Source organism: Burkholderia sp. 4NA327C6 (assembly GCF_005502655.1).
GTDB classification, from domain to species: domain Bacteria; phylum Pseudomonadota; class Gammaproteobacteria; order Burkholderiales; family Burkholderiaceae; genus Burkholderia; species Burkholderia contaminans.
On sequence record NZ_SCNZ01000006.1, the window covers coordinates 111,253 to 133,999 of the forward strand.

Consider the following 22,747-nt stretch of genomic DNA (forward strand, 5'->3'; position numbering starts at 1 on the left):
GACAGGAGGCCTGCGATGACAACGAAAACGTCCGCGACGGGCGCTGCCCTGGCCGCCCGCGCATGGCGCGGCGTCGCGCCATGGCTCGTGCCGCTCGCGCTGCTGGCGGCATGGGAAGTCGGCGCGCGGATCGGCTGGCTGTCGACCCGCGTGCTGCCCGAGCCCGTGGCGGTCGTGCGCGCGGCCTGGTCGCTCGTGACGTCGGGTGAAATGTGGGCGAACGTTAAGGTCAGCACCTGGCGCGCGCTGTTCGGTTTCGCGATCGGTGGCGGCGTCGGCCTCGCGCTGGGGCTCGCGACCGGCTTGTCGAAGGCGGCCGAGGTCGCGCTCGATTCGACGATCCAGATGATCCGCAACATCCCGGCGCTCGCGATGATTCCGCTCGTGATCCTGTGGTTCGGCATCGACGAGAAGGCGAAGCTGTTCCTCGTTGCGCTCGGGGTGTTCTTCCCGGTCTACATCAACACGTATCACGGGATCCGCTCGGTCGACGCGAACCTGATCGAGATGGCGAAGAGCTACGGCGTACGCGGCTTCGCGCTGTACCGCGACGTGATCCTGCCCGGTGCGTTGCCATCGATTCTCGTCGGTGTGCGCTTTGCGCTCGGGCTGATGTGGGTGATGCTGATCGTCGCGGAAACGATCTCCGCGCAGTCGGGTATCGGCTACATGACGATGAACGCGCGTGAATTCCTGCAGACCGACGTGGTGGTGGTCGGCATCCTGCTGTACGCGGTGCTCGGCAAGCTGGCCGACGTGCTGGCGAAATGGCTCGAACGCGTGACGCTGCGCTGGCACCCCGCTTATCAATCAGGAGCAAAGGCATGAATGCGACGACTTCGGCGGCCGCCTACGGCCCGCTCGCCGGCGCAGACCTCGAGGCCGAACTGGCGCAGGCGCGTGTCGCGGACGGCGACGCGCGTGACGCAGCGGTTCTTGAACGTGACGGCAGTGCATCCATCGTTCCGCTCGCGCGGCGACGGCCAGGCAGCCCGGCTCCCGACGATGCCGTGACGCTGTCGGGCGTCAGCAAGCGCTTCGGGGCACGCACGGTGCTCGACAACGTCGAGCTCGGCATCGCGCGCGGCAGTTTCGTCGCGATCGTCGGCCGCAGCGGTTGCGGGAAATCGACGCTGCTGCGTCTCGTTGCGGGACTCGAGCAGCCGAGCAGCGGCATGCTTCAGGCGCGCGGCGAGGGCGGCGGCGAACTCGATACGCGAATCATGTACCAGGATGCGCGCCTGCTGCCGTGGAAAACCGTGCTGCAGAACGTGATGCTGGGCCTCGGGCGCGGCGCGCGCGACCAGGCACGCGCGGTTCTCGATGAAGTCGGCCTGCTGGAACGCGCGAACGACTGGCCCGCGCAACTGTCGGGCGGCCAGCGGCAGCGTGTCGCACTGGCCCGTGCGCTCGTGCACCGGCCCCAACTGCTGTTGCTCGACGAGCCGCTCGGCGCGCTCGACGCGCTGACCCGCATCGAGATGCACGCGCTGATCGAGCGGTTGTGGCGCGAGCATCGATTCACCGCGCTCCTCGTCACGCACGACGTGCAGGAGGCCGTCGCGCTCGGCGATCGCATCCTGCTCATCGAGCAGGGGCGGGTGGCGCTGGATCAGCCGGTGCCGCTCGACCGACCGCGCGCCCGCGCGTCGGCCGCGTTTGCGGCGCTCGAGGATCGCGTGCTGAAACGCGTACTCGCCGGCGGGCCCGGTGCGGCCGACCACGACGCACCGCATGAGGCAGACAACGTTCGACCGGTCGGGCAGATCCGCTGGGCCGTTTAAATCCGGGCGGCAGCAGCCGCCCGTTCTGAGATCCTTTTCTTCGGAGCGATCAACCTGATGAGCATCACCGCAATCAACGTACGTAACCAGTTCAAGGGCAAGGTCAAGGAGATCATTCGCGGATCGGTGGTCTCCGAGGTCGACGTCGAGACGCCGTTCGGCATCGTCACGTCGGTGATCACGACCCGTTCGGTTGACGAACTCGAACTGAAGGTGGGCGCGGAAGTCGTCGCGCTCGTGAAATCGACCGAAGTATCGATCGCGCGCCTCTGAGCCCGCGTGTCCTGAACCGGCGCGGCGCCGCGGGCAACCTGCCCGTTGGCGCCGCTTGGCATTTGCGCAGCGCGTTTGCCTTGGTATTCGACGTCGGGACGAAGTGCTAGGATGGAGCGACACCGATGCCGGAGGGCAACGCATGACTCCCATCCTTTCCCCCGAAGCCATCGAGGCGCTGAAATGGATCGACCAGTTCGGTGAAAGCCGGCCGGTTCCCGCTGCGTTCGACGACGTCGTCTACGCGTTGCTGAACGAGGGGCTGATCTACCAGGCGGCGGCAGACCGGGTCGACCTGACGGCCGATGGCAAATCCTTTTTGTCCGACGAATACGATTGAGCGCACGGCGCCGGCCGCGCGGGCGGCCAGGCGCCGCGTCGCCACGGAGCGTGCGATGGAACCGAGAGGCAGCGACCTCGGCGATTTCAGCGAGCCGTACCGCGGCTTCGAGATCGAGGTGAAGACCGAGCAGGTCTGGGACGGCGAGCATGCGCATTACCGAGTGCTGCAGGGCGATGCGGTGCGGATCGACTGGCGGCTCGTCAAGGTCGACGGGATACTGCTGACCGAACGACGCGTGATCGAGCGCGTGCTCGACGAGGCGCGGCGGGCGGTCGATGCGGAGCTGGGTGAGGTGTAGCACGCGTGCCGGGCAGGCACGGCTCGTGTTGCGGTAAAATACCGGGTTGTTTCCGCGCCGCTTGGCATGTTGCCCGAAATCCATGTCCGTACCGTCCTCGCTTCCTCCCCGCCGCGTATCCGTCGCGCCCATGCTCGATGGGACGAACAAAACCCCGCGAACCCTTTCCAGTATTGGCTATCGCCGCTTGTAGCATCGGTCGCGTAGCACTCTCGTAGCACCGACCGCCTGCGGGAGACGGGCAATAAAAAAGCCGCGCTAGGCGGCTTTCGTCATGCTCCGGTCAACTGCTCCAACTCCTTCCGCGCCGCTTCTCGGCGCTTGTCCAAGTAGTCGGCTAGGTCCTGAAGGTGTACGCCCTTGGCGCACTTCTGCGACCCCTCCATGCGTATCAGGGGAATCCTGATTTCGCCCGCCGACGCCTTGCGAATCAACTTATCGGTCGACAGGTGCGGGAAATAGTCCCGGCATACCTCGTCGACCGGGATCACGGCTCGCGCGTTGTATTGGGCCATAAGCAAAAAAGCCGTATTCATTTTTTCTCGCCTTCCCGAAGAATCTCACCATTCACGCCGCAATCCTAAGCCGATGCGGAAAGTATGCTGAATGCTGTTGCCGCCACTCGCGGAACTTGTCCATTCCCAATGGCTGTAAGTCTGTCCACCCGATGGGCCACCCCATCAACCACTCGACCCATTCCGGGTTCAACTGGCCAGGGGTTGAATCTGCGCACTGTGCCGCGCCGATCAGGTATTGCGGATAGGCCCGTAAATCTCCTCGCTTGACTGCGTCGTTCGCAATCGGAGTCGGCCAACGCCGCGCCGATACGGCCTCGATCAGCGTCCCTCCCTTGCGGGCCTTGTTCGGCGTCACTCGTCCGCCATTCGTTCCAAGAGACGCCGTCGGCGTGGGCCACGATCCAGATGCGCTCTCGCAAATGGTGAGCGCCGGTGTCGGCAGCAGATATGACGCCCCATCGAGCATCAAGCCCCATCGAGGCCAAGTCTCCGAGAACCCGTCCGAGTCCCCGAGAAGTGAGCATTGGGCTGTTTTCCACGAGGACGAATCGCGGTCGAACCTCGCGAATGATCCTTGCCATTTCTGCCCATAGTCCGCTTCGTTCCCCGTCGATGCCTGCCCCGGCTCCGGCAGTGCTGATGTCTTGGCACGGAAAGCCGCCCGAAACGACATCAACAATTCCTTGCCACGGTCTTCCGTCAAAGGTGCGCACGTCAGACCAAATTGGGAAAGGTCTGAGTGCTCGATCATTTTGTCGTTGCGCCAGAACTTGTGCGGCGTAGGCATCACGTTCAACTGCGCATACGGTCCGCCATCCGAGCAGGTGTCCGCCGAGTATTCCTCCGCCAGCGCCCGCGAAAAGAGCCAACTCATTCAAGCTGCCTCCTCCGAAGGCGTTTTCGCCGCGTCAGCGATCACATCGGCGAGCGCCGCGTCGTACAGCGAATTCCCGGCGCTGTACTCGACGGTCTTCTCGACGCTGAAGCACGTCAGTTCGAGATGCGCGTCACACCATGCCGAAATGAGCGCGTCCAGACCGGCGCGTTCTTCCTTCGACGGATTGAAGCTGTCCGCGTGTTCGCCGACAACGTCGTAAAGCTCGCACTCGATTTGGTCAATGACGTTATCGCCTTGCGAGTCGAAGACGTGGCGCGGCGATTCGACTTGTCCGACCCATACCGCGCCGATTTCGGATGGGTCTTCGCTTCCCGATACGTCGTACCGTTCCGCGATGCCATCGCGCAACGCCTCGTCGATCGTCGTATGGTTGCCGTGATAGGTCTCCCCATCGGTGCTGTAGCAGTACTCGACGGTGGTCTCGCCTCGATCCGCTTCCGCCTTGCGGTCGATCGATTCGGCGGCGGCGAACGCCAGTGCGGCAATCTTCACGAAGCGCGCGCGCATTGCCGCGGCGTCGTTCGTCTCGCGATACGCGATTGCCTTGCTGATTTGACGCCCGACGTATCCGGCGAAATGGACCGGGTAATGCGCATCGTCGTGCGCGGGTCCGCCCCATTGCGCATCCTGATTCTTGCGCTCGGCGAGTACGTCGACGAGGACGCGCATTTGCCCCTTGATTTGATTCGCTGCTGTCATGTGCTGGTCTCCAGTGCGGTGGCGATTAGCGGATGGTCGTTTGCGCGGTGAGATTCGACGCGCTATGACCGGTCAAGTCGGACGCTTGCGCAATCGCGCCGCGGTCCGTAATGGCGTGAACGACGGCGACGAGCTTGTCGGCGACGTACACGTACCATTTCTTGAGTTGTGAACGCGGGTACATGGGTATCCTCGATTCAAAGTGAGTTAGGCTCGGAACAGCGAGCGGGATTCTTCGCAGATTGCGCGGTGCCGTGCGAGTGTCACGGCATATCCGGTGAGAACGCCGCGCATCCACGTTGGCACGTCGATTCGGTCGGCGCGACGCTGTCGCATGTCGGCGAGGTCTTGCGCGGACAGGCGGACGTATTCAAATCGACTGCCTGCGTACGTCCGCCAAACATCGCCCTTGTTGACGAGGGCATCGAGCACGTCGAGCACTGCTCCCGACGGCTTGTCGCAAATGAGCGCCGCAACATCGCTGCGGCGGTAGCTGTAGCCCTCAACCATCGTCGAGAGCAATTCTTCTTCGGTGACTGCGTTCGTCATTGGTGGCCCGTCAGTGCAGCAACTCGGACGCGGGTAAGTACGCGCTCAGCGTTTGACGGGTCTCCTCGACTAGATCGACCTCGCTGAAGCCGTACATCGCTTCGAACTGGGGTCGGCCCATGTCGTGAACTCCAAAGCCGCTGTGCTGGTGGTGAGGCGGGCATAACGGACACGTCCGGTAGTGGCTCGCTCGCCCCCATCCTTGGCCCGTCCGCTGGTGGTGAACAATCGCGGGCGTTTCGCCAAGGCCGAGGCGTCGGCATACGGCGCAACCAAGCGCCGCAACCCGCCCCAAGTACTCTTTCTCCGCTCTCGTCGGCGCTTTCTTGCTCAAGCTTCCTCCGCCAACTTGGTAGTCATACTACTACAACGAATACCGAAACGGTAGTCATTGTGTTCAAATTTTTTTCGCTCCCGCGGCGAGTAGGTAGTGGCTCTTGGGCGCAGCGAACTTGACGCCATGCTCAGCCCCGAACGCGAAGATCAGTTCGATAAGGTCCGAGAACATTTTCTTGCCGAGCGTGCTCGTGCTCAGTCCGCAGACGACGAAGCCGCCGTCGATGCCGGGGACGACCGTTTGTTTGCGCAGCGCCGCCGTGAATACGTCTTTCCATTCCGCGGGCGTGAGCTTCTTCCCGTACCAGACGACTTGTTTCGATACCTCGGTCAGCAGCGGCCAGAGCAGCGAGTTTTGCTCAAGCGTTCGCGTCGGCTCGCTGATCGTCGCGACGTACCCGTCCGGGGCGTTGTGCAACACCTCGGCGACAAAGCGCCGATTGGTCGGCGTCAGCGTGAAAATCTGTTTATCCATGTCGCCGAGCGCTCCGGTCAGTGCTTGATTGTGAGGCGGTCTTTCTTCAGCAGTTCCGCGCCGACAATGATTTCGCCCGCTTTCAGTGCAGCCTTGATCGCCGTCTTGTCGGGCGAGACCTTCGTTTCCGTCTTCATGTACTGGAGCGGAATATCGTCCTCGGACTTGATTTCGACGGACTCGTCGCGACCGATGTAGAGCTTGACTTGAATCAGTTCGTGGCGAACGTCAGTGCGCCCGGTCGCGGAGAGCGAGTTCGAGAGGTATCGGCGCAGCGATGCCGCGCGGCTTTCGAGAAGGCTGCCTTCAGCCGAAAACTTCTTTGCGAGCGCCTTCTTCTGTTCGGCCATCGCCTCGAATTCGTCGATGACCATCGCAACTCGGGCGACTTTCTCGTCGTATGGCGTCGATTCGGCGTCGAGTGTGTCGGCGATCGTCTGTTCGTCGAATCCAGCGTCGGCGAGCTGGTCGCGCATCGCGAGCCATTGCCCGGTGAGGTTGTACAGGGACAGCGACATAAGCCTCCATTGAATACCGCAATGGTATTCCGTGAGAACGTGAAAAAGCGCGCAAGGTCAAAACCGCCGTGCGCGCAGCATAAAGCGTCAGCATTCTACATCGTTGAATCCCGAAACGGTAGTCTTTCGGATGCGAGTCGTCCGATCATGCCGGTCAAGGCGGAGCGGATCGTGTTTTGAACTGCGCTAAACTCCGGGCCTAGAACAACACGCATGAGCCAGAAATGACAATGAATCAGCTTCTCGCGCTGATGCTGGCAGCGCTATTCACGAAAGCTAGTCTTGCCGCCGATGCCGGGTGTCACTTAAGAACTCGGGCGGCGATCGGGTGCGCGTCTGCTGACATGGCGGCACTGGCGTATGAGAAGTTCGGCTTCAACGCGGCGGCGTCTGGTAAATCAAACATCCAAGCGCTTCTTCATCAAGCGCAATGTTTGAGCGCGGGTGATGGGTACAAGTCCGTCAAGTTACTGGCTTTCGAGAACGGAAATGGTCGCGTTCCTACGGCGCATGGATGGGTCGACGTTTTGTTTCTCGATGTCGACAATGGGAAATACCCTCTCTACTTCGCAGCGAAGTACGTCGAGGGCGCATGCGAGAAGTTCCATCCGACAACGATACAGGGGAATTAAATGAAAAGAAGCGAGAAGACTGCGCTCGGTAGCGTCGTGGGCGGGATCGCTGCGGGCGTTGCGCTGTGGCACTTCACTGACGATGCGTTCAGCACATGGGTCTATTGGCTCGTCGGCGTCATCGTGGCCGGTGGCCTGTATCAAAACCTGCTCCGGATCATCGCTGACGAGAGCATCGTTGATAGCAAAACGATCAATCGGAAATGACGCGGCCCGCGGTTGCGGGCCGTTACTTCGTTGTTACGCTGTCGCGAGTTCGGGGAGCCAAGCTCTAGTGCGGTCTCGCTCGCGACGTTTCTCCGTCTTGCGCGCTTCGGCGTGTTCCTCCTCGATCTTCGCGAGCAGACGTTTCGCGTGCCGCACATTGGCGCGGGCAAGTTCGACGGATTGTGCCGTCGGGCCGTTGGCGATCGATTCGCCGACCGAATGAAGCGTCACGCGATTCGTGATGAACAATTCTGCACTGTTGCTGCTCATACTGACTTCTCCTGTGTGAATGATCCTGCTATGCGGCGGCTTGGTATTCCGGGACGTATCCGTGCGGCATGTCTCGGTCTCGGAAATCAGGATCGCCGGGGTATCGCGACGAACCGTCGGCCCGATGCCAGCAATACAGGCTTCCGCGCCGATGCCAGAACCAATAGCCCGCGCAGGTACACGCCATCGCGTGCGTATTGCGTTTCATCATCCATTTGTCAATGCGGAAGTTGCGCTTGCCGCATAGGCGGCATTGCGGAACTCGCTCATACTGGTCGGGGTGACGGGGCAAGACGCGGCGCGTCTCGCAATGGCGGCATCGGACGTGGAAGCGTGACATCAGGTTATGCCTCGTCTTTGGTCGCGAGCATTGCTGCGTCGATCGCTTCGCGCAGCGTCGGGCCTCCGGCAAGCTTCACGTCGTCCGAGTCGGTGATCGCGAAGAAGCTGATTTGCCCCTCGCGATACCATTGCCGAATAGCAACGTCCCGGCGGGCTTCGATCCAGTCGAGGCGCGCAGCATCAGAGTTGGCCTGTTGCTTCGGGGGCGTGGGCTTCAGGTGCTTCTCGGTGACCTTCGTTTTGCCCGCGGCCTTCGCTACTGCCTTGCCTTCTTCTAGCGTGGCGATAGCGGCTGCGCCTTTCTCGCGGATCGTCTTCACGGCGGTCGTCGCGGACACTTCGCCCGCCGCGACCATCGCCCGGATAGGGGCAGGTGCCGCGACGAGGGCGAGCGCGTTCGCAACCTTCGTCGTCGAAAAGCCGAGGCGTCGCGCGATTTCCTTTTCTTCGATGCCGCGTCCGACAAGTTGCTTGATGACGAGCGCTTCGCCCATCGGCGTAAGCCGCTTTCCGTTGTTGTTGAGGATGAGGCCGAAAATCCGGTCTTCTTCGTTCGTGCCTTTCTGCTCGGGCATGAATGGAATCGACTCGATTCCCGCGCCCTCGCTGTTCGCGAGAAGCGCGGCCTCGTAGCGCGTATGGCCGTCGGACGGATAGGCGAAGCCGTCGGGTGTAATGACGCCGACGAGCGGCTTATGCCGCATCCATCCGTTAGCCTTCATCGAGTCCGCAAGCTCCCGGACATGCGCGGGATAGTCGGGATCCGCCTTTCGTGCGTCGTTGAAGCCTTCGCGGATTCGAACGATGCTCAGCGGGATCATGTATGCGTCCGGCCGTCCGGTCGATACGCCGCGGATAACGTCGCGGTTGGCGGCGACGAGTTCGACGTGTGCCGTTTCGAGTGCGGTCATTTCTTCTTCTCCGGTGCTGAATCGGGCGATGCGCAGATCGCCCGCGTTGTTGATTTTCGGGTTCGGGCGGCGTCAGAACGGCACGTCGTCCTCGGGCATTGATCCGCCCGCGCTATACGTATCGCCGCGCCCGCGTCCGTCGTGCTGCCGGGTGCCGTCGCCGGGTGCTCTGCCGAGCAGTTGCAAGCTCAGCCCGACAATCTCGGTTGAGTAGCGGTCCTGACCGCTTTGGTCCTTCCATTTGCGGGTGCGAATCTTCCCCTCGACATATAGCGGAGAGCCTTTGCGCAAGTACTCGCTTGCAATCTCAGCGAGTCGACCGAAAAACACGATCCGATGCCATTCGGTGATTTCGCGCGTCTGCCCGGATGACTTGTCGCGATAGCGATCGGTCGTCGCGAGGCTGACCGTCGTTACCGCGTCGCCGCTTGGCATGTAGCGGGCGTCAGGATCAGCACCCAAGTTGCCGACGAGAATTACCTTGTTGACCGATGCCATTACGCTGCCGCCTTTTCAGTGGGTTTCGTCTGTTCGGCCTTCTTCGTCGCGGCTTCGGCGAGTTGCTTCGTGCGCGTCTCTTTGGCGGTTACGAACGTCTTGCGGGACTCCTCGTCGCCCGCGCGCTTCGATGCTGCCGTCGCGTTCGTGAATGCGCGTTTCAGTGCCGCTGCATCGGGGGCGGCGAGAATTGCGCGCTCGTGCTTGGTGCGTTCGTCCTCGTTCATGCGCGACGCTGCTGTATGGCTCGTCGATTCGGCGTCGAGATTGTTCTTCGTCGCGATGCAGAATGCTTGCGTTACGGCAGATTTGTATGCGTCGGTAAGCGCTTTCGACGTTGCGCGGTCGCCTGTGTCCATCCCTTCGCCGCTTACCGTAATCGATTTAACGCTGTCGTCTACTGTCGATGTAAGCTCGTAGCGGACGCGAACGGTCACGAAGAAAAGCGCGACTCCGTTCGTGGTGCGACGCTCAACGCATATCCTGTCTTCCTCATTCGGCGTAATGATTAGGTTGTGCTCGTCGAGTAGCGGTGCGAGCCTGTTTTTAATGTCGTCGATCGTGCGGAAGGCGTATCCGTTTTCGTCGTTTTGGCCGGTTTTCGCGATTCCATCTGCCGATATGGCCTTCGTGATTTGCTTGATCGCGGCGTGAACGTGTTGCATATGGTTATCGTCCCGTCAGGTTGGAATTCGCGCGCTTAGCGCGGGGTTGTGGTGCGCCGATGTCGGCGCGAGTGATTCGGTCGCGGCGATCGCTCCGATTGCGACGCAAGCGAGCGCCGATGCGACCCAATACAAAAGCGCTGCGGCGATTCGCTTCATAGCGTCATCGCCCGGATGAGGTTCGCGGCGCGGGCGCAATACAGTTCCGCCCATTCGGGCCGGTTTTCCGTAGGAAAGCTCGTGCTTCGGCGTTGCGGCTCGGTCGACATGTCGAGCAGGAGCGCCAGAATTGCGGGGAGCGCCGCGGCGCATTTCGATTGACGCTCGACGAGGCTGCGATACCGCTCGGCGTCGGCTATCGACTGACTTGCGTCCGCGTCGCCGAAATAGCGTTTGCTGATCGCGATTCGAACGTGGTGCTCTGCCGCGGCCTTTGCTGCGCCGAGCAGTTCTTCGAAATTGCCGAGAAGATCAACTCCCGTTTCGGTAGTCGACGTGGGCGCAACTTTGGCGCTGAGCGCGAGTGCGGCTGATTCTCCTCGGGCGCGAAAATGCCTGTCGATTGATGCCTGAACTTCGCTCTCGGTCGGTTGGTTCATATCTATCGTCCGGTGCAGGTTGTGGTAATCGTCACAAAGAATACCGAAATGGTAGTCGAAGCGCAAGCAAAAATGCGCTTCGACGTATCCGGTCGTTATGCGGCTTGCTTCGCGCGCGGCGCAAGCCAGCCGCGAGGCTCAAAGGCCGCGCGAAGGGCGTCGTCGACCTCGCGTCCGAGCGCGTCGAGCGCCCGCATCATCTTCTGATCGGCTCGCCAAACGGTTTTCTGCGGAACGTCCGTTTCCTTTCCGATTTGGACGGTGCTCTTGCAAAACGTCTCGCCGAACTCGAAGTGACGGACGACTAGCGCGCGCACGAGGTCCGGGTTCGCGTGGATGGCCGAATTCATGCTCGACAGAGTCTCGATTGCGGCATTCCGTCGGTCGCATGCTCCCTCATGCGTACACGTCACCCATGCGCGTTGCTCGGCGCTCAGTGTGTCGTCGACGACCGACGTTACCCATACCGCCTCGGTCAATCGATCCATGCGGCTAAGCTTGTCCGTCGAACTGCTCGCCGCAGTCGGGACGCCATACGTCGCCGTCTTCACTCCCGACGTTGCTATGACCTCGTAGACCTTCGAGAGCGCTTGGTCGACGCTCTTGAACAGCGGGAACGATTTAAGCGGCTTTTGCATTGCGCTCTCTCCAGTTTGCAAGGTAGGGGTGAACGTCGACGTAGTGCTTGCAGCGCTTGCGCATGAGGCGCGTTTTCGCGCACAACGATTCGTCGCCGAGCGTGATTTTCCCGAGGCTCCATACGCAGCCCGCGCATGTCTTCTCCTCGCGCGCAATCAGCGCTGGAAGCGGATTCCCATACTCTCGCCCGATGACTGCGGCGCTTTGAAACTCGCTCATTGATTCTCCGTAAGTAGGTCAGGTGCAATGCGGATCGTCTTGCAGGACCGATGCGTCCGCGGGTCTTCGATGGTTTCGCCCTCGACGACAAGCCCTTCGTCTTTCAGTTCGCCGATGCGTCCGCAAATCGACTGGATTGGCAGCCGCAACACGCGCGCGAGGTCGTTCCGCGTCATGCCGACGCCTGGGCGTTCCCGTAGGTAGTTGAGAACGGTAATCCGTTGTATCGATGCCTTGCCCTCCGCCTTGTGGGCGCAGTACGAATCGATGCTGGTGTTTGCAATCACAACAGGCCCCCAATGTCGCGCGCTTGGCGACGGTACGATTCCCAATCACAAGCGATGAATGCGGCGCGCTCGCGCAGTCGGTCGGCGATGCGCTCGCCAAGGTATTCGCCGAGTTCGGCGGCGGGAAGGTTGCTGAGCAGCACGGTCGGGCGCGCGTCCCGGTAACGGCGATCGAAGACGTTGAAAAGGTGCGTCTTCACGTCGTCCGTCGCGCCCTGTACGCCTAGCTCGTCGATCACAAGCAGATCGATTGCGCCGAGCATGTCGAGTGTTGCGCCGGGACCCATTGGCGCGTCCGGTCGCATGGCGTCGCGCAGCTTCGTCACCATGTCCATAGCGGTGACGTACATCACGGTATGGGCGGACGCTGATACGTGCTGCGCGATTGCGATCGCAAGATGCGTCTTCCCGGTCCCGAGTCCGCCGCACAGGGCGAGCATCGTCCCTTTTTGCGAGTATTCGTCGAAGCCTTCCGCGAACCGCCTCGCCGTCGCAAGCGCCTTCTGTTGGCCCGGACCCTCCGCGTAATACGTGTCGAACGTGCGCCCGAGGAAGCCTTTCGGGATACCCGCTTGTTTAAGCTGGCGCTCGATACGCTCCTGACGGGCGCGCGTTTCCTTCGCGATGCGCTCGCGCCGCTCGCGTTCATCGTCTTCGGCGATGCACTTCGGGCATTTGCTCGGGCGGATGACGAGCTTCCCGATTGCGATCGAGCGGGCCGCGTATTCGCCGTGCGTCGGGCAAAACAAGGTCGGCGCGCTCATAGCAGCATCCCCGATTCGTCGACGCCCTTCGCGTAATCCTTCCCGCTCACGGAATGGCGGCTAGGCGCTTGCGTCGCCTTCGGCGCGCTGCTTTGCATGGCAGAGGCGAACAGCCCGCGATACTTCAGCGCAATGCAACGACGGATCAGCGCAGCGGGATCACCGCCCGTCGAGCGGAACTCCGCGAGTTCTTCGAGGCACGCTTTTTCGGACCGCGGCGTCATCGGGTGTTTGATTTCGCGACGATGACCTTCCCAATCGGTCCACGCCGCAGCGTCGAGCCATTCGGGGAGCGGTGCGCCGTTCGCGGTCGCCCTAATTGGTTCTGATAAACCTTTAGGTTTATCTATGACTGGTTCATGTCCGGCAGATTTCGCCGGTTGGTTTTGCGGTTTTTCGCCGCTGGCGAAATTTGCCGCTGGCGAAATTTGCCGGGTGGTTTTCGGCTTTTCGCTTGCGGCGAAATCTGCCGGTTGCTTCTTCCGTTTGGTCTTGAACTCAGCCGGGGGGAGTTGTAGGTTCAGGTAGTAGGCATCGCTCGCGTTCGTGCCGTCCGGGCGCTTACGAGAGCAGCGCGACAGGTAGCCGTTCGATTCGAGCCAAACCAAGTGCTCGCGAACCGTCCGCTCGCTCTGTTCGGTGTACTCGGCGAGCATCTTTTGTCCGGGCCAGCAATAGCCGTCCTCGTCGGCGAACTGCGCGACGCCCATGAGCGTAGCCTTGCGGCCCGCGCTCCCGGTCTTCTGATTCCAAGCCCATGCAAGGGCGTCAAAGCTCATTGAGCGGCCCCCGCTTGTGAGAGCGCGAAGGCTTGCTTGCGCTCTTGTCGACGGCGGGCGCGCGCGCTCGCTGCGGCGTCGGCGTTCTCAATGCGGCGAAGCTCTGCGGGATCGAGCCGAACGCCCGTAACTGCCTCACTCGCGGTTGCGAGTTCGTCGGCCAGCTCCTCGCTAGGGCGCTTCCGTTTGTGCGCGATATGCTCGAAGTACGCGAACGTTGTCCCGGCGATGCCGCAGACTTCGCGGACCTTCTCCGCGCCGAACTGTCTCCAGAACTCCAGTGCTGTCATGCGTCGATTCCTCCTCGTCGAAAAACTACCGAAATGGTATTCGATATGTCCGACAAAGGGAAGCTTTTGGCGGAGAAAGGCTATCGATGGGGTAGCCGCCTAGGATACCGACATGGTATTCTCTGTCCCGATTTGATAATTTTCCTTTTCAAAGGCAGAGCCATGACGATGGATAACAAAGAAGAAGCGCGAATCAAGGAAATCCGCCGCGAGAACTTCGATCGTCTGTTCGAGAAGTTCAAGGCGTCGATCCGCGAGCAGTGGCCGAACGAGCCGGAGCGCGGCATGCTGAAGCGCTTTTCGGAACACCTTGGTATGTCGAAAGCGTTCCTCTCCCATATCAAGACGGGCGTCAAGCCGATCGGAGACCGGGCGGCAATGAAGATTGAAGATGCGCTCAGTCTTCCGCGTGGATGGATGGACGTTCTTCACGACGACGAGCCGACTGCGGCCCAAGGTCTGACGCCGATGCAGCAGCAGCTAGTCGCGCTGTTCATCGAGTTACTGCAAAGCGGGACGGAAGACAGCGCGGCGGAACTGATCGCGATGGTTCGCGAGAAAGTCGCATCGGGCAAGAAGACAAAACACTGAGCGTAGCGGCGGTTACAAAAAAGCAACGTGCGCTGAGTCACATTTTGTTTCAGATAATGCTACCATGTCGGTATTCTTTCTCCGGTTAGCCGTACCGGTAACCCTCGACATGGAGTGATAGTGAGTAGCTTCGACACAAAAAGAACCGAGCAGCGCGGCCACGCTGATAGAAGCAACGTCAGGCACCTTCCTACGACTGGCAGTCCTCCGAATAGGCCGGAGAAACCGGCTCAAATCAACGAATTGGTCGGTCTGGTAAAGAGTCTCGACGACAACGCATGCGCAGAGTTGATCGCGATGTTGCAAGGTCGACTCAATGAGGTACGAAATACCGACCCTCCGGTCATGTGCTTGACGGCGTGACTAGGTTCCACTACAGTTCCGATACCGTAACGGTAGATTAGCTGCGATCCGAGACGCAGCGTTTGTAACGGAAAGCAAGTTTCAACGAGGCCCCGAGTCGACAGCGACCGGGGCCTTTTGCTTTGCGTCGGCCATTTCAATCCCGGAACGTGAAATGCCCCTTAGAGTTCAAGGGGCATTTTCATATGAGGAAAGGCGGCTATCTGAGCAATTGAAAATATTTTTGGGGCCTAACGGTAGTCATAACGACTACCGTTTTGGTATGTAAGGGGCGCTTAAATAGGTAGCCAAAACGGCGACCTTCCGGGCGTTTCCTGCGGTCATTCGATCGAAGGTATTCCATGAATGTGACGCAGATTGCGCGGATCGCGCACGAGGTCAACCGGGCATATTGCAAGTCCATCGGCGACGATTCGCACCTGCCTTGGGACAAGGCGTCTCCGGCAGAGCGCGACGCCGCGCAAATGAGCGTTACGGCGATGATGCGCGGATTCCAGACGCCGGCGCAGTTGCACGAAGCTTGGCGGAAGGAACTCGCATTGAACGGGTGGGCGCATGGCCTTCGCTACGATCCGGCGAAGAAGACGCATCCGCATTTGGTCGACTACGCGTCGCTGCCGCTGACGATGCGGACGCGCGATGCGCTGTTCCTCGCCGTCATGCGCGGGGCAATGCTGCAAGGTGATCCCGAGGAGGCGTCGCAATGATGCTGGCTCATAGCGCAAGGCTGTTTGCGTTGGCGGCGCATGCGGCGATCGGCCAAACGCGCAAGTACACCGGGGAGCCATACATCGCGCATCCCGAGCGTGTCGCGTCTCTCGTTGCGAGCGTGACGAGCAATGAGGCCGCGATTGCCGCGGCGTATTTGCATGATGTCGTCGAGGATACGAAGGTTTCTCTCGCTGTCGTTCGCGAGGAGTTCGGCGACGCGGTCGCGCGTTTTGTCGAAGAACTGACCGACGTATCGAAGCCCGAGGACGGCAATCGCGAGGCGCGAAAGGCGATCGACAGGGCGCACACAGCGAAGGCGTCGGCGACCGCGAAGACGATCAAGCTCGCCGACCTCATCGACAACTCGCGCAACATCGTTGCTCACGACCCGGATTTCGCGCGGGTGTACATGCCCGAAAAGCGGCTGTTGCTCGGCGTGCTCTACGAAGGAAGCCCGGTTCTCTGGCACAAGGCGAACGACATCGTCACGCAATATTTCTCGGAGCGCCAATGAACGCAGCAAGACAAACAGCGGCGCTGCTGCAAAAGGACATCGATCGGCACGTCCCGAGGCTTCATGTCCATACGCCAGACCTCGGCGACGCACTGAAGACGCTCAACCATGCTGGCGCATGGCCTGACGGCGTCGACGTGAGTGCGGCGCAAGCCGTTGCGTGCTGGCGGCTTGTGCAATACGTGCGCGAGCTTCCGGGCGAACTGGCGGAGCAATTCAAGGTATGAGCGCGGTCGTCGATGAGGCTCAGCCGCCAGTAAAGCCGCCGATCGCGCGCGAGGCGTCATATTCGGCACGTCCGGCGCGCTGTCATCGCTGCGAGCGTACGATCGGTCTGTCGGGGTACTGCCCGCCATGCGGGAGATATACTCCCGACGCGGTGGAATGAAAAAAGGCGTCACGCGGACGCCCATGATTCGACGCTTGTCGGCGGGTTAGCCGTCGACCTTACGTGCGGCGGCGTCAGCGATCGCTTTGCGCTCACGAAGCACCATCGCTACCGCTTCTTCGAGAACCGTGTCGCGGCGCTTGAATCGTTCGAAGCTGACGAGGATGGTTCCCTCGTCGTGGCCGCTAAGCCAAATTGCGTGTCCGTTCGCTTCATGCGTGACGACGACTTCGGTCGGGGTCTCGCCGTCGATCGATTCAGACGCCGGAACGATGATGCCGCTATAAATGACGTTTTGCATGTCTCTGGCTCCAGTATCAATAGTCGCGGCCCGGATAGTAGGTGTTGATACTGTCCTCGTCGCCGTCGACGATCAGCTTCGTTCCGGCTGCATAAAGTTGGAAGATGCGACGTTCGAAGCCGTAGAGCGAGCCAACAAAGAGCTTCTTGTCCGGGTCTTGTTTCCCGATGAGGACGTTGTACATCTTGCCGTTGTGTACGTCGATCCGGTGATGGCACTCGTACTTTCCCTGTCCTTCTTCCTTGTCGAGGTAGATGTGATGGAACTTGGTCGACGAGTAGGACGAGTCTTCTTCGACGATAAGCGTGATGCGATCGGGGCCGGAATTGTCGTAGCGCTTGCTGTCTTCGATGAATTCGGCGACGAGCGCTGACAGAGCGAGTTCGGCTGGCGCGGGCGTGAGCAGTTCGGCCATTTGCTTTTCAACCTGCGCGGCAAGCGTCGATTGAACGTTCGCGTCAACCTGCGCGCGGACTATCTTCAAAATTAGATCGTTATAGCCGGGAAGCGCCAAGTTGTCGAAATTGACTTGTAGCGCCGTCTTGACGCGTTCCTCTATCGCTTTGCCGAAGTCCGAATAGCTGCGAAGCTGCTCGCGGATCGTGCTCTCTACCGTCTTCGCGATGTTTTCTTCGAGTGCTTTCTCGATAAGGCCCGAGGAAATGATGTTCGAGAATGCGGCGCTGAATGCTTGTTCAAGTTGCTTCATGGTATCTCCGGTGTGCTCATCAGATGGAGTGCGGTCGGACCGTTACTGACCAAACTCCGAGGGTTGGCCTGTAGTCGCACACGACGCTCTGTTCGCGATACGCGTATGCGACGCGCAGTGCTGAAAGCTCGCTCTCGAAGAAGGCGACGAACCCGCCGTCGCTGCGCTCGACATAGCTCGGCTTCGCTCCCGCGATGCCCGCGAGCTTGGTTCTTAGCTTCCGGGTGTCCGCTTTCATAAAGGCTCCCAATTTGGTAGCTTTACTGCGCGGATCAAAAGATACCAATACGGTAGTCGTAACGCAAGCGATTTCTCCTCGCTGGCGCGAAATGTCCGTAACACCGGGCGATACGGCGCTTGTATCTAAATCGTCGGTGTCTGAATCGGTAGCCGAAGTATTGACGACGTGACTAGGTTCCACTATGATTCAGCTACCGTAACGATAGTCTGGCCGAAACGGTGTCTCCGGTGCCGACGAGGGCCGCTCCCCGCTAGGAGCGGCCCTTTTCGTTTGTGTCGGAGAAATCGAGGGGCGCAATCCTACAGCGTCCTGAGCAAGCGCGTCGGGTGTAAGTGGCGCGTCAGGTTTGCGAGCCTTCCGGCATGGTTGCCGGTCTGCGTAGCTGGCGCTTCGACGCCGTTCGGGGACCGTTCGTGTTCGCCAAGCGTCGCGGCATCCATGCCCGAGGGTTCTTCGGCGGTGCAATCAAGTGAGCGCCAGTGCGGGCGCAAAGATCAAATGCGCACGGCTTCAGGAGGTGTCGATATGAAGTGACCGAGAGATTGACCGCGTAAATGCGCACGGCGCGTGAATGAGATTTCATGACGGCCCGTCTGTGTGTCGGGCTATCGAGCCGACAGTTCGCCTCCGCCAATGGCCTACAAGCGAGGCGCGGATTCGGACTCGATCTAGTGATAAGTGAGACGGCAGGGCTCGGCGGATCAAGTACGCCAGTGGTCGGAAAGCGCGAGAGCCCGGTCTTTATACAGAATTCGACCGCGAGAAGCGGTATAGGGGAACCGATGCCGCTTCTTTTGCTATTGCTGCCGCTGCTGTGGACTCCAGCGCTGGCAGTTACGGGCGATCCGCGCGCGACGACCGCAGCGCCGATCCGCCGCTTCTACCGGACCGATAGGCCCATCCAAACGGAGTACGGTTAGGTGGCCGGTCCTGATCGAACATAGATGAGTCCATGAAACGCCCGCGGCCACTGAGCGCGCGGGCGTTTCGCCTTCACGCATGGCGACTGCGTCGGTTTCGGAATGGCTGATCGCTACCCGAACCGCAGTCGCCAGCCGTGAGGGCGAAGAACGGGAGGAGGAATCCTCCACGATCCCCTTAAGCCCCGTACGGGGCCTCTCACGCATGGCGGTGCTAAATGGCTGTCGCGACCATCCGAGGGCGGCTCCTCGGTCGACAGCGCCTAACCGACGGGAATATAGCGGCGCTTGGTCGGCGCAACGGTCGGTCGCCAGTCGTGAGAGTCTAGTCGTGTTTGCCGTTTCCCGGTTGATCGGGGCGAGCAAGGTGAAGTAGTGCTTGTGCGATCACGACGTTTGCATTGTGTGATACGTCGACTGCTCCGTTCTTCAGCATGAGCAGAGGCATAGAGGATGCGATCGGTTCCCATGCATCCAGCAGTGCCGCTCTATCAGGGTGCGTCTTGAAAAGGACGGCAAGCGCCGCCGTGAATACGGTTGCGGGGTCGGCCCCGTCAGCTTGCGGAAGTTCCATCGAGGCGATCTCCAATATCGGCGTGCCGATTCCAATTTAGTCGCGCGGGCTTAGTTCAGCAAGGTAGAACAGTAGCCTTCCAAGCTACGTGTCACCGGTTCGAGTCCGGTAGCCCGCTCCATCCATCGCGCCCGCCCGGTTTGCCGGAGCGGGCGTTTTTCGTCGCTCTATGTTCCGAATCGACGTTCGATCCAACGTCCGCGACGTGACGCGGAGCCTCGACCGTTTCATCCGCGAGCAAATTCCCTTCGCGACCGCGCAGGCAATCAACGGCGTCGCGAAGAAGGTCCGCGAAGCCGAACGCCTCAACATGCAAAAGGTGTTTGACGGGCCGACGCCGTTCACGATGAACGCTGTCGGCGTAAAGCTCGCGAACAAGCGAACGCTCGAAGCTGTCGTCTACGTGAAGGACAAGACGGCTGAATATCTGGAGCCGTACGAGGTCGGCGGGTTGAACAAGCTCAATAGCAAGGCGCTGTTGAAGCCCGTCGAGCAGAAGGTCAACCAATACGGGAACCTCCCGGCGCGCACGCTCGGTCGCCTGAAGGCGAGTCCGAAGGTCTTTGTCGGCAAGGTGAAGACGAAAGGCGGCGTCGTAAATGGCTTCTGGCAGCGAACGAAGGCGACGCGCGGTAAGCGCGCGGGCCTGAAGTTGCTCATCAAGTTCGAGGATGCGCACGAAGCGAAGCAACGGCTCGACTACCGGGCCGTCGCGAAGCGCACCGTCGACGCAACGTTCAAGCGCGAGTTTGAGCTTGCGATGCAAAAGGCGCTACAGACGGCGCGCAAATAGGGAGCATCCATGTACGTAAATCGATTCCGGGCGGTCAACGCCCTTGCCGCGGCGGTGGCAGCGAACGCGATCCTCGCGAAAGCGCAGGAAGGCGCGAAGACCGCCCCGCGTTCGACGCCCGCGACGCCGGAAGACGCCGCACGGTTCGAAGCCGCCGACGCCAAGCGTGCGCGTAAGGCGGCTCGCCTCATTCTGTCGGGGGTGCGGCAATGATGGCGCGTCTCGTCCGCCCGCTCGCGCTGCTGCGAGCGCGTATTCGGCGTTGGTTCGCCGCGCTGCTGACTCCGATCCTCTATGGGGTGCCGACCTATGGCTAAGCTCGTGCAAGCGATCCGCGTTCCACCGCAGTCGGGAAAGACGACCGCGGCTGCTGCGCTGATGCGCGGCTATGCCGACATCGGCGTCCATGCGACGTATATCGCGCCGAACGATTACTGCGCGTCGAGCACTGCGGAGCGCTACGGCTTCGCGCGAGCGAACGCGTACGGATGGTCGCCGCGGCTCGTGACCGAAGGAAGGCTCGACCGCTATCAGGCGATCATCCTCGACGACGTAGAGAGCATGCAGTCGCCCGAAGGCGATCCTCTATTGCTGCTCGCCGATCGATACGCGGCTCGTGTCGTTCCGTTCCCGTCGATTTTTGCTTTTTATGCCGTCCGGCCTCGGGTCGACGACGGGCGCGCGGTGAGTGGTCTCGCGTGGAAGGTGCATCTGCACCAAGGGGGTGACCGTGCAGCGGCTTAGTGTGGCGTCGCTTCTCGGCGTGCAACTCGACTATTGGGTCGCGCGCGCTGCGGGGCTGCGGACGCCGGTTGTCGCTATCGAGAGCTGCGGCGCGGCTGAATGCTTGGTCGAGGTAGACGGGACGGCGTTCGCGACGTTCTCTCCGACAGTTGATCCGGGCGACTGCGACGCTGTTCTCACCGGCTCCGCGGTAATGCTCATGCGCATTCAGTCGCCGATCGGGCCTGCATGGGCGGCTCTTACGCCCGAGGGGCATCGCTTCATATCGACGAGTTGGCGTCTCGCGGCCCTCCGCGCATACGTCGCTCGCGTCTTCGGCGTTCTCGTGACCGACGAGGCGACAGCATAGGAGGAGCAATGCTCGGATTCATCAAGCGCCTTTTCGGCGTCAAAAAGAAAGAGCCGATCGTGCAGCAGCGCGCCGGGAATGTTCCACCGAAGCGGAACCCGAGTGCGCCGGTCGGCTATGTGCCTTCGAGGTCGGTAACGTCTGCTCCGCCGCGTGCAGTCAGCCGGGAGCCGGTATCGCGTCCGCCTCGCGCTGCGAGCGTGGCCGCGCCGACGATCGCCCGGTCGGACGATTCGCACGATGCGATGACGCTGTCTCTGCTGACGAACCCGCTCAGTCCGATTAGCCCGCTGTACTCGGCGTCGACGACGAGCTACGACAGCACGCCGACGGTCGAAACGCACTCGTCGCACTCGTGCTCGGACCATTCGTCGCGCTTCAGTAGTAGCTATGACCCGTCGCCGTCGAGTTCGTACGACTGCTCGTCGAGCAGCTTCGACTACGGATCGTCGAGTTCGTCGGATTCGTCCTCGTGGTAACTGCCTTGCCGCCTCCGGGCGGTTCCTTTTTTCGGGAGGGCGAATGCGCCTGACTCTGGTTTATCTGTTCGTCGTCGGGATGGTGCTGACGTGGGTCTCGGCTTGGGTCACGAACGCGGTCTATGCGTTCCATCACTTCGCCGGGTCGCCGAGCTTCGAGGTTGTCGTCTCGTTCGTCGGCATCCTGTTCGCGCCGCTCGGGGCGTTGCATGGCTTCTATTTGTGGCTCCTCTGACGGGAGGCGGTATGTCGACAGCGGTCTATAGCGGTGAAATCTACCGCGTGCCGGTCAGCCGGTGCGGCGAGACGGTGCGGCTTGCCGCTTTGGCCGCAGGCGCGACGGTCGTTGAGGCCGGAAGCTCAGTGCTCCGGGGCGAAGGTCTTTACGTCGTCGACAGCGACGCCGGATGCGCCTATCGGATCATGCCTGACGGCTCGTTCCGATGGTTTGACCCGAAGCGTGACGACGGCGACGCGTTCTATCTAGTGAAGGCGTGCAAGCTATCTGTCGAGTATTCGCTGGATGGTCATTCGGTGGTGGTGCGCGCGCCGATTCGTCCGGGGCTTGCATGGCGTGCGGTCGTCGATCCTACGTCGCGCGTCTGCCCGGTGCGGCATGCGATCGTCAAGATTGCTGCGTTCATGCAGTACGACAAGAGGAGCGCATGACAAACGAACAGCGTATCCGATTCATGTACTGCGTTGCCCTCGCGGCACAAACGGACGACCCGTCGGCGCTCGATGCGCTCGAAGCCGTGAAGGATGAAATCGGAGCGGACGAGGGATTGACGGACGCGGAAATCGCCGCGGTGCTGCGTGCGAACGCGCAAGACCTCGCGCGAGACATCGCCGCAGGCTCGGGCGTTGAGGTGGCAGCATGAGGCCGGAATACAGGCGTGCATACGAGCGCTACGCCCGCTCGCGCGGTCTCACGTCTCACGGTCGGCGGAAGGTGCGGCGGGAAATCAGGCGTTCCGACAGGTGTATTCGTCGCGCGCTCACGCAGTTCCGGGGCGTGCGGCTGACGCCCGAAATCATTCCCGCCGTGAAGGCTGCAATCTGTCAGGCAATCAACGAGGTTACGCAATGACGGGAGAGAAGACGTACACGCGTGCGCAACTGCGTGAAGCGTTCGTCCGATGGGAGAAAGACGTTCGCGCAGATCGTCAGGCGTTCGCGTCCGACGCTGAGTGCCGGGAAATGCCGCTCGACGAGCACGCGGACGCAAGTGTCGATGTGCTGCTCGGGTACGTCGACAAGGGGGCGCATCAATGATG

At 61.2% G+C, this 22,747-nt stretch carries 42 protein-coding genes and 1 tRNA gene; 21 read left to right on the forward strand and 22 right to left on the reverse strand.

The genetic code is table 11. From position 1 onward, the window contains the following. Window positions 1-15: 15 nt before the first annotated feature. From ssuC to FFS49_RS08370, 5 genes are all read left to right on the forward strand, one after another. Window positions 16-828, forward strand: coding sequence for an aliphatic sulfonate ABC transporter permease SsuC (gene ssuC / locus FFS49_RS08350; RefSeq protein ID WP_046545546.1), 813 nt, complete (start codon window positions 16-18; stop codon window positions 826-828). Then, entirely contained in the window at window positions 825-1,784 is a 960-nt protein-coding gene (locus tag FFS49_RS08355) for an ATP-binding cassette domain-containing protein (protein WP_105816347.1), read from the forward strand. The genes ssuC and FFS49_RS08355 overlap by 4 nt, the downstream gene beginning before the upstream one ends. 57 nt (window positions 1,785-1,841) lie before the next feature. Further along, window positions 1,842-2,057: a TOBE domain-containing protein gene (locus tag FFS49_RS08360; RefSeq protein ID WP_006476104.1), complete on the forward strand. Its 216-nt coding sequence runs from the start codon at window positions 1,842-1,844 to the stop codon at window positions 2,055-2,057. Window positions 2,058-2,199: 142 nt separating this feature from the next. Beyond that, window positions 2,200-2,397, forward strand: coding sequence for a hypothetical protein (locus tag FFS49_RS08365; RefSeq protein ID WP_027787628.1), 198 nt, complete (start codon window positions 2,200-2,202; stop codon window positions 2,395-2,397). A gap of 55 nt (window positions 2,398-2,452) precedes the next feature. Next, window positions 2,453-2,698 (forward strand): hypothetical protein, encoded by a 246-nt coding sequence (locus FFS49_RS08370; RefSeq protein WP_105816348.1) that lies wholly within the window; start codon window positions 2,453-2,455, stop codon window positions 2,696-2,698. A 272-nt stretch (window positions 2,699-2,970) separates the two neighbouring features. Here the strand turns inward: FFS49_RS08370 and FFS49_RS08375 are convergent, their stop codons facing one another. Genes FFS49_RS08375 through FFS49_RS08385 form a run of 3 tightly spaced genes read right to left on the reverse strand, consistent with a single transcriptional unit; the run spans window position 2,971 to window position 4,621 of the window. Beyond that, window positions 2,971-3,234 (reverse strand): pyocin activator PrtN family protein, encoded by a 264-nt coding sequence (locus FFS49_RS08375; RefSeq protein ID WP_137910041.1) that lies wholly within the window; start codon window positions 3,232-3,234, stop codon window positions 2,971-2,973. Between the two features lie 31 nt (window positions 3,235-3,265). Beyond that, complete coding sequence (locus FFS49_RS08380; RefSeq protein ID WP_249362208.1) at window positions 3,266-4,090, reverse strand: hypothetical protein; 825 nt, start codon at window positions 4,088-4,090, stop codon at window positions 3,266-3,268. Further along, window positions 4,091-4,621, reverse strand: a complete 531-nt coding sequence (locus tag FFS49_RS08385; protein ID WP_137910043.1) for a hypothetical protein — start codon at window positions 4,619-4,621, stop codon at window positions 4,091-4,093. 81 nt (window positions 4,622-4,702) lie between these two features. Here FFS49_RS08385 and FFS49_RS41915 point away from each other — a divergent pair, with 81 nt between their 5' ends. Beyond that, window positions 4,703-4,864, forward strand: coding sequence for a hypothetical protein (locus FFS49_RS41915; RefSeq protein WP_171026740.1), 162 nt, complete (start codon window positions 4,703-4,705; stop codon window positions 4,862-4,864). A gap of 156 nt (window positions 4,865-5,020) precedes the next feature. Here the strand turns inward: FFS49_RS41915 and FFS49_RS08390 are convergent, their stop codons facing one another. The 4 genes from FFS49_RS08390 to FFS49_RS08405 all read right to left on the reverse strand — a co-directional run bounded on the left by FFS49_RS08390 (window position 5,021) and on the right by FFS49_RS08405 (window position 6,691). Further along, window positions 5,021-5,362: a hypothetical protein gene (locus FFS49_RS08390; RefSeq protein WP_137910044.1), complete on the reverse strand. Its 342-nt coding sequence runs from the start codon at window positions 5,360-5,362 to the stop codon at window positions 5,021-5,023. A 10-nt stretch (window positions 5,363-5,372) separates the two neighbouring features. Next, on the reverse strand, window positions 5,373-5,696 hold the full coding sequence (locus FFS49_RS42915) for a Ref family recombination enhancement nuclease (RefSeq protein WP_081072885.1): 324 nt from the start codon (window positions 5,694-5,696) through the stop codon (window positions 5,373-5,375). Between the two features lie 63 nt (window positions 5,697-5,759). Beyond that, on the reverse strand, window positions 5,760-6,173 hold the full coding sequence (locus FFS49_RS08400) for a recombination protein NinB (RefSeq protein WP_137910045.1): 414 nt from the start codon (window positions 6,171-6,173) through the stop codon (window positions 5,760-5,762). A gap of 17 nt (window positions 6,174-6,190) precedes the next feature. Then, entirely contained in the window at window positions 6,191-6,691 is a 501-nt protein-coding gene (locus FFS49_RS08405) for a siphovirus Gp157 family protein (protein WP_137910046.1), read from the reverse strand. Between the two features lie 230 nt (window positions 6,692-6,921). Here FFS49_RS08405 and FFS49_RS08410 point away from each other — a divergent pair, with 230 nt between their 5' ends. Beyond that, window positions 6,922-7,323 carry a hypothetical protein gene (locus FFS49_RS08410; protein WP_137910047.1) on the forward strand — a complete coding sequence of 134 codons (402 nt, stop codon included), beginning with the start codon at window positions 6,922-6,924 and terminating at the stop codon, window positions 7,321-7,323. Next, complete coding sequence (locus tag FFS49_RS08415) at window positions 7,324-7,530, forward strand: hypothetical protein (RefSeq protein WP_137910048.1); 207 nt, start codon at window positions 7,324-7,326, stop codon at window positions 7,528-7,530. A gap of 33 nt (window positions 7,531-7,563) precedes the next feature. Here the strand turns inward: FFS49_RS08415 and FFS49_RS08420 are convergent, their stop codons facing one another. From FFS49_RS08420 to FFS49_RS08475, 11 genes are all read right to left on the reverse strand, one after another. Next, window positions 7,564-7,800 (reverse strand): hypothetical protein, encoded by a 237-nt coding sequence (locus tag FFS49_RS08420; RefSeq protein ID WP_137910049.1) that lies wholly within the window; start codon window positions 7,798-7,800, stop codon window positions 7,564-7,566. 344 nt (window positions 7,801-8,144) lie between these two features. Then, window positions 8,145-9,053, reverse strand: a complete 909-nt coding sequence (locus tag FFS49_RS08430; RefSeq protein ID WP_137910051.1) for a ParB/RepB/Spo0J family partition protein — start codon at window positions 9,051-9,053, stop codon at window positions 8,145-8,147. Between the two features lie 72 nt (window positions 9,054-9,125). After that, on the reverse strand, window positions 9,126-9,551 hold the full coding sequence (ssb, locus tag FFS49_RS08435; RefSeq protein ID WP_137910052.1) for a single-stranded DNA-binding protein: 426 nt from the start codon (window positions 9,549-9,551) through the stop codon (window positions 9,126-9,128). After that, a complete protein-coding gene (locus FFS49_RS08440; protein WP_137910053.1) occupies window positions 9,551-10,216 on the reverse strand; it encodes an ERF family protein in 666 nt (221 codons plus the stop codon). The genes ssb and FFS49_RS08440 overlap by 1 nt, the downstream gene beginning before the upstream one ends. A 155-nt stretch (window positions 10,217-10,371) precedes the next feature. Next, entirely contained in the window at window positions 10,372-10,815 is a 444-nt protein-coding gene (locus FFS49_RS08445; RefSeq protein WP_137910054.1) for a hypothetical protein, read from the reverse strand. A gap of 95 nt (window positions 10,816-10,910) precedes the next feature. Next, window positions 10,911-11,453, reverse strand: coding sequence for a hypothetical protein (locus FFS49_RS08450; protein WP_137910055.1), 543 nt, complete (start codon window positions 11,451-11,453; stop codon window positions 10,911-10,913). After that, window positions 11,437-11,673 carry a hypothetical protein gene (locus FFS49_RS08455; protein WP_137910056.1) on the reverse strand — a complete coding sequence of 79 codons (237 nt, stop codon included), beginning with the start codon at window positions 11,671-11,673 and terminating at the stop codon, window positions 11,437-11,439. The genes FFS49_RS08450 and FFS49_RS08455 overlap by 17 nt, the downstream gene beginning before the upstream one ends. Continuing rightward, entirely contained in the window at window positions 11,670-11,960 is a 291-nt protein-coding gene (locus FFS49_RS08460; protein WP_137910057.1) for a helix-turn-helix domain-containing protein, read from the reverse strand. The genes FFS49_RS08455 and FFS49_RS08460 overlap by 4 nt, the downstream gene beginning before the upstream one ends. Further along, entirely contained in the window at window positions 11,957-12,724 is a 768-nt protein-coding gene (locus tag FFS49_RS08465; protein ID WP_137910058.1) for an ATP-binding protein, read from the reverse strand. Before FFS49_RS08465 ends, FFS49_RS08460 begins: the two co-directional genes overlap by 4 nt. Further along, entirely contained in the window at window positions 12,721-13,434 is a 714-nt protein-coding gene (locus FFS49_RS08470) for a helix-turn-helix domain-containing protein (protein ID WP_171026742.1), read from the reverse strand. Before FFS49_RS08470 ends, FFS49_RS08465 begins: the two co-directional genes overlap by 4 nt. A 65-nt stretch (window positions 13,435-13,499) precedes the next feature. Further along, complete coding sequence (locus FFS49_RS08475) at window positions 13,500-13,793, reverse strand: hypothetical protein (protein WP_137910060.1); 294 nt, start codon at window positions 13,791-13,793, stop codon at window positions 13,500-13,502. Window positions 13,794-13,961: 168 nt separating this feature from the next. Between FFS49_RS08475 and FFS49_RS08480 the strand changes: the two genes are divergently transcribed. The 4 genes from FFS49_RS08480 (at window position 13,962) to FFS49_RS08495 (ending at window position 16,199) form a co-directional block, all read left to right on the forward strand. Continuing rightward, complete coding sequence (locus tag FFS49_RS08480; RefSeq protein ID WP_137910061.1) at window positions 13,962-14,384, forward strand: hypothetical protein; 423 nt, start codon at window positions 13,962-13,964, stop codon at window positions 14,382-14,384. A 704-nt stretch (window positions 14,385-15,088) separates the two neighbouring features. Beyond that, window positions 15,089-15,454, forward strand: coding sequence for a RyR domain-containing protein (locus tag FFS49_RS08485; protein ID WP_137910062.1), 366 nt, complete (start codon window positions 15,089-15,091; stop codon window positions 15,452-15,454). 29 nt (window positions 15,455-15,483) lie between these two features. Then, window positions 15,484-15,972, forward strand: a complete 489-nt coding sequence (locus FFS49_RS08490) for an HD domain-containing protein (protein ID WP_249362356.1) — start codon at window positions 15,484-15,486, stop codon at window positions 15,970-15,972. Then, window positions 15,969-16,199: a hypothetical protein gene (locus FFS49_RS08495; protein ID WP_137910064.1), complete on the forward strand. Its 231-nt coding sequence runs from the start codon at window positions 15,969-15,971 to the stop codon at window positions 16,197-16,199. The genes FFS49_RS08490 and FFS49_RS08495 overlap by 4 nt, the downstream gene beginning before the upstream one ends. A 207-nt stretch (window positions 16,200-16,406) precedes the next feature. Here the strand turns inward: FFS49_RS08495 and FFS49_RS08500 are convergent, their stop codons facing one another. From FFS49_RS08500 to FFS49_RS08515, 4 genes are all read right to left on the reverse strand, one after another. Next, window positions 16,407-16,661: a hypothetical protein gene (locus FFS49_RS08500; RefSeq protein ID WP_137910065.1), complete on the reverse strand. Its 255-nt coding sequence runs from the start codon at window positions 16,659-16,661 to the stop codon at window positions 16,407-16,409. A 16-nt stretch (window positions 16,662-16,677) separates the two neighbouring features. Next, window positions 16,678-17,370 carry a hypothetical protein gene (locus FFS49_RS08505; RefSeq protein ID WP_137910066.1) on the reverse strand — a complete coding sequence of 231 codons (693 nt, stop codon included), beginning with the start codon at window positions 17,368-17,370 and terminating at the stop codon, window positions 16,678-16,680. A gap of 19 nt (window positions 17,371-17,389) precedes the next feature. Continuing rightward, window positions 17,390-17,608: a hypothetical protein gene (locus FFS49_RS08510; RefSeq protein ID WP_137910067.1), complete on the reverse strand. Its 219-nt coding sequence runs from the start codon at window positions 17,606-17,608 to the stop codon at window positions 17,390-17,392. 1,248 nt (window positions 17,609-18,856) lie between these two features. After that, entirely contained in the window at window positions 18,857-19,105 is a 249-nt protein-coding gene (locus FFS49_RS08515; protein WP_137910068.1) for a hypothetical protein, read from the reverse strand. A 44-nt stretch (window positions 19,106-19,149) separates the two neighbouring features. Between FFS49_RS08515 and FFS49_RS08520 the strand changes: the two genes are divergently transcribed. From FFS49_RS08520 to FFS49_RS08560, 9 genes are all read left to right on the forward strand, one after another. After that, window positions 19,150-19,226, forward strand: a tRNA-Gly gene (locus FFS49_RS08520). Window positions 19,227-19,310: 84 nt separating this feature from the next. Next, window positions 19,311-19,898: a hypothetical protein gene (locus FFS49_RS08525; RefSeq protein ID WP_249362209.1), complete on the forward strand. Its 588-nt coding sequence runs from the start codon at window positions 19,311-19,313 to the stop codon at window positions 19,896-19,898. Window positions 19,899-19,907: 9 nt separating this feature from the next. Beyond that, window positions 19,908-20,111, forward strand: coding sequence for a hypothetical protein (locus FFS49_RS08530; protein WP_137910070.1), 204 nt, complete (start codon window positions 19,908-19,910; stop codon window positions 20,109-20,111). A 108-nt stretch (window positions 20,112-20,219) separates the two neighbouring features. Further along, complete coding sequence (locus tag FFS49_RS08535) at window positions 20,220-20,642, forward strand: ATP-binding protein (RefSeq protein ID WP_137910071.1); 423 nt, start codon at window positions 20,220-20,222, stop codon at window positions 20,640-20,642. Window positions 20,643-21,236: 594 nt separating this feature from the next. After that, entirely contained in the window at window positions 21,237-21,470 is a 234-nt protein-coding gene (locus tag FFS49_RS08540) for a hypothetical protein (RefSeq protein ID WP_137910072.1), read from the forward strand. 43 nt (window positions 21,471-21,513) lie between these two features. Continuing rightward, window positions 21,514-21,705 carry a hypothetical protein gene (locus tag FFS49_RS08545; RefSeq protein WP_060147843.1) on the forward strand — a complete coding sequence of 64 codons (192 nt, stop codon included), beginning with the start codon at window positions 21,514-21,516 and terminating at the stop codon, window positions 21,703-21,705. An 11-nt stretch (window positions 21,706-21,716) separates the two neighbouring features. Beyond that, window positions 21,717-22,139, forward strand: coding sequence for a hypothetical protein (locus tag FFS49_RS08550; RefSeq protein ID WP_137910073.1), 423 nt, complete (start codon window positions 21,717-21,719; stop codon window positions 22,137-22,139). Then, complete coding sequence (locus tag FFS49_RS08555; protein ID WP_137910074.1) at window positions 22,136-22,351, forward strand: hypothetical protein; 216 nt, start codon at window positions 22,136-22,138, stop codon at window positions 22,349-22,351. Before FFS49_RS08550 ends, FFS49_RS08555 begins: the two co-directional genes overlap by 4 nt. A 205-nt stretch (window positions 22,352-22,556) precedes the next feature. Then, window positions 22,557-22,745 (forward strand): hypothetical protein, encoded by a 189-nt coding sequence (locus FFS49_RS08560; protein WP_137910075.1) that lies wholly within the window; start codon window positions 22,557-22,559, stop codon window positions 22,743-22,745. Window positions 22,746-22,747: the final 2 nt, after the last annotated feature.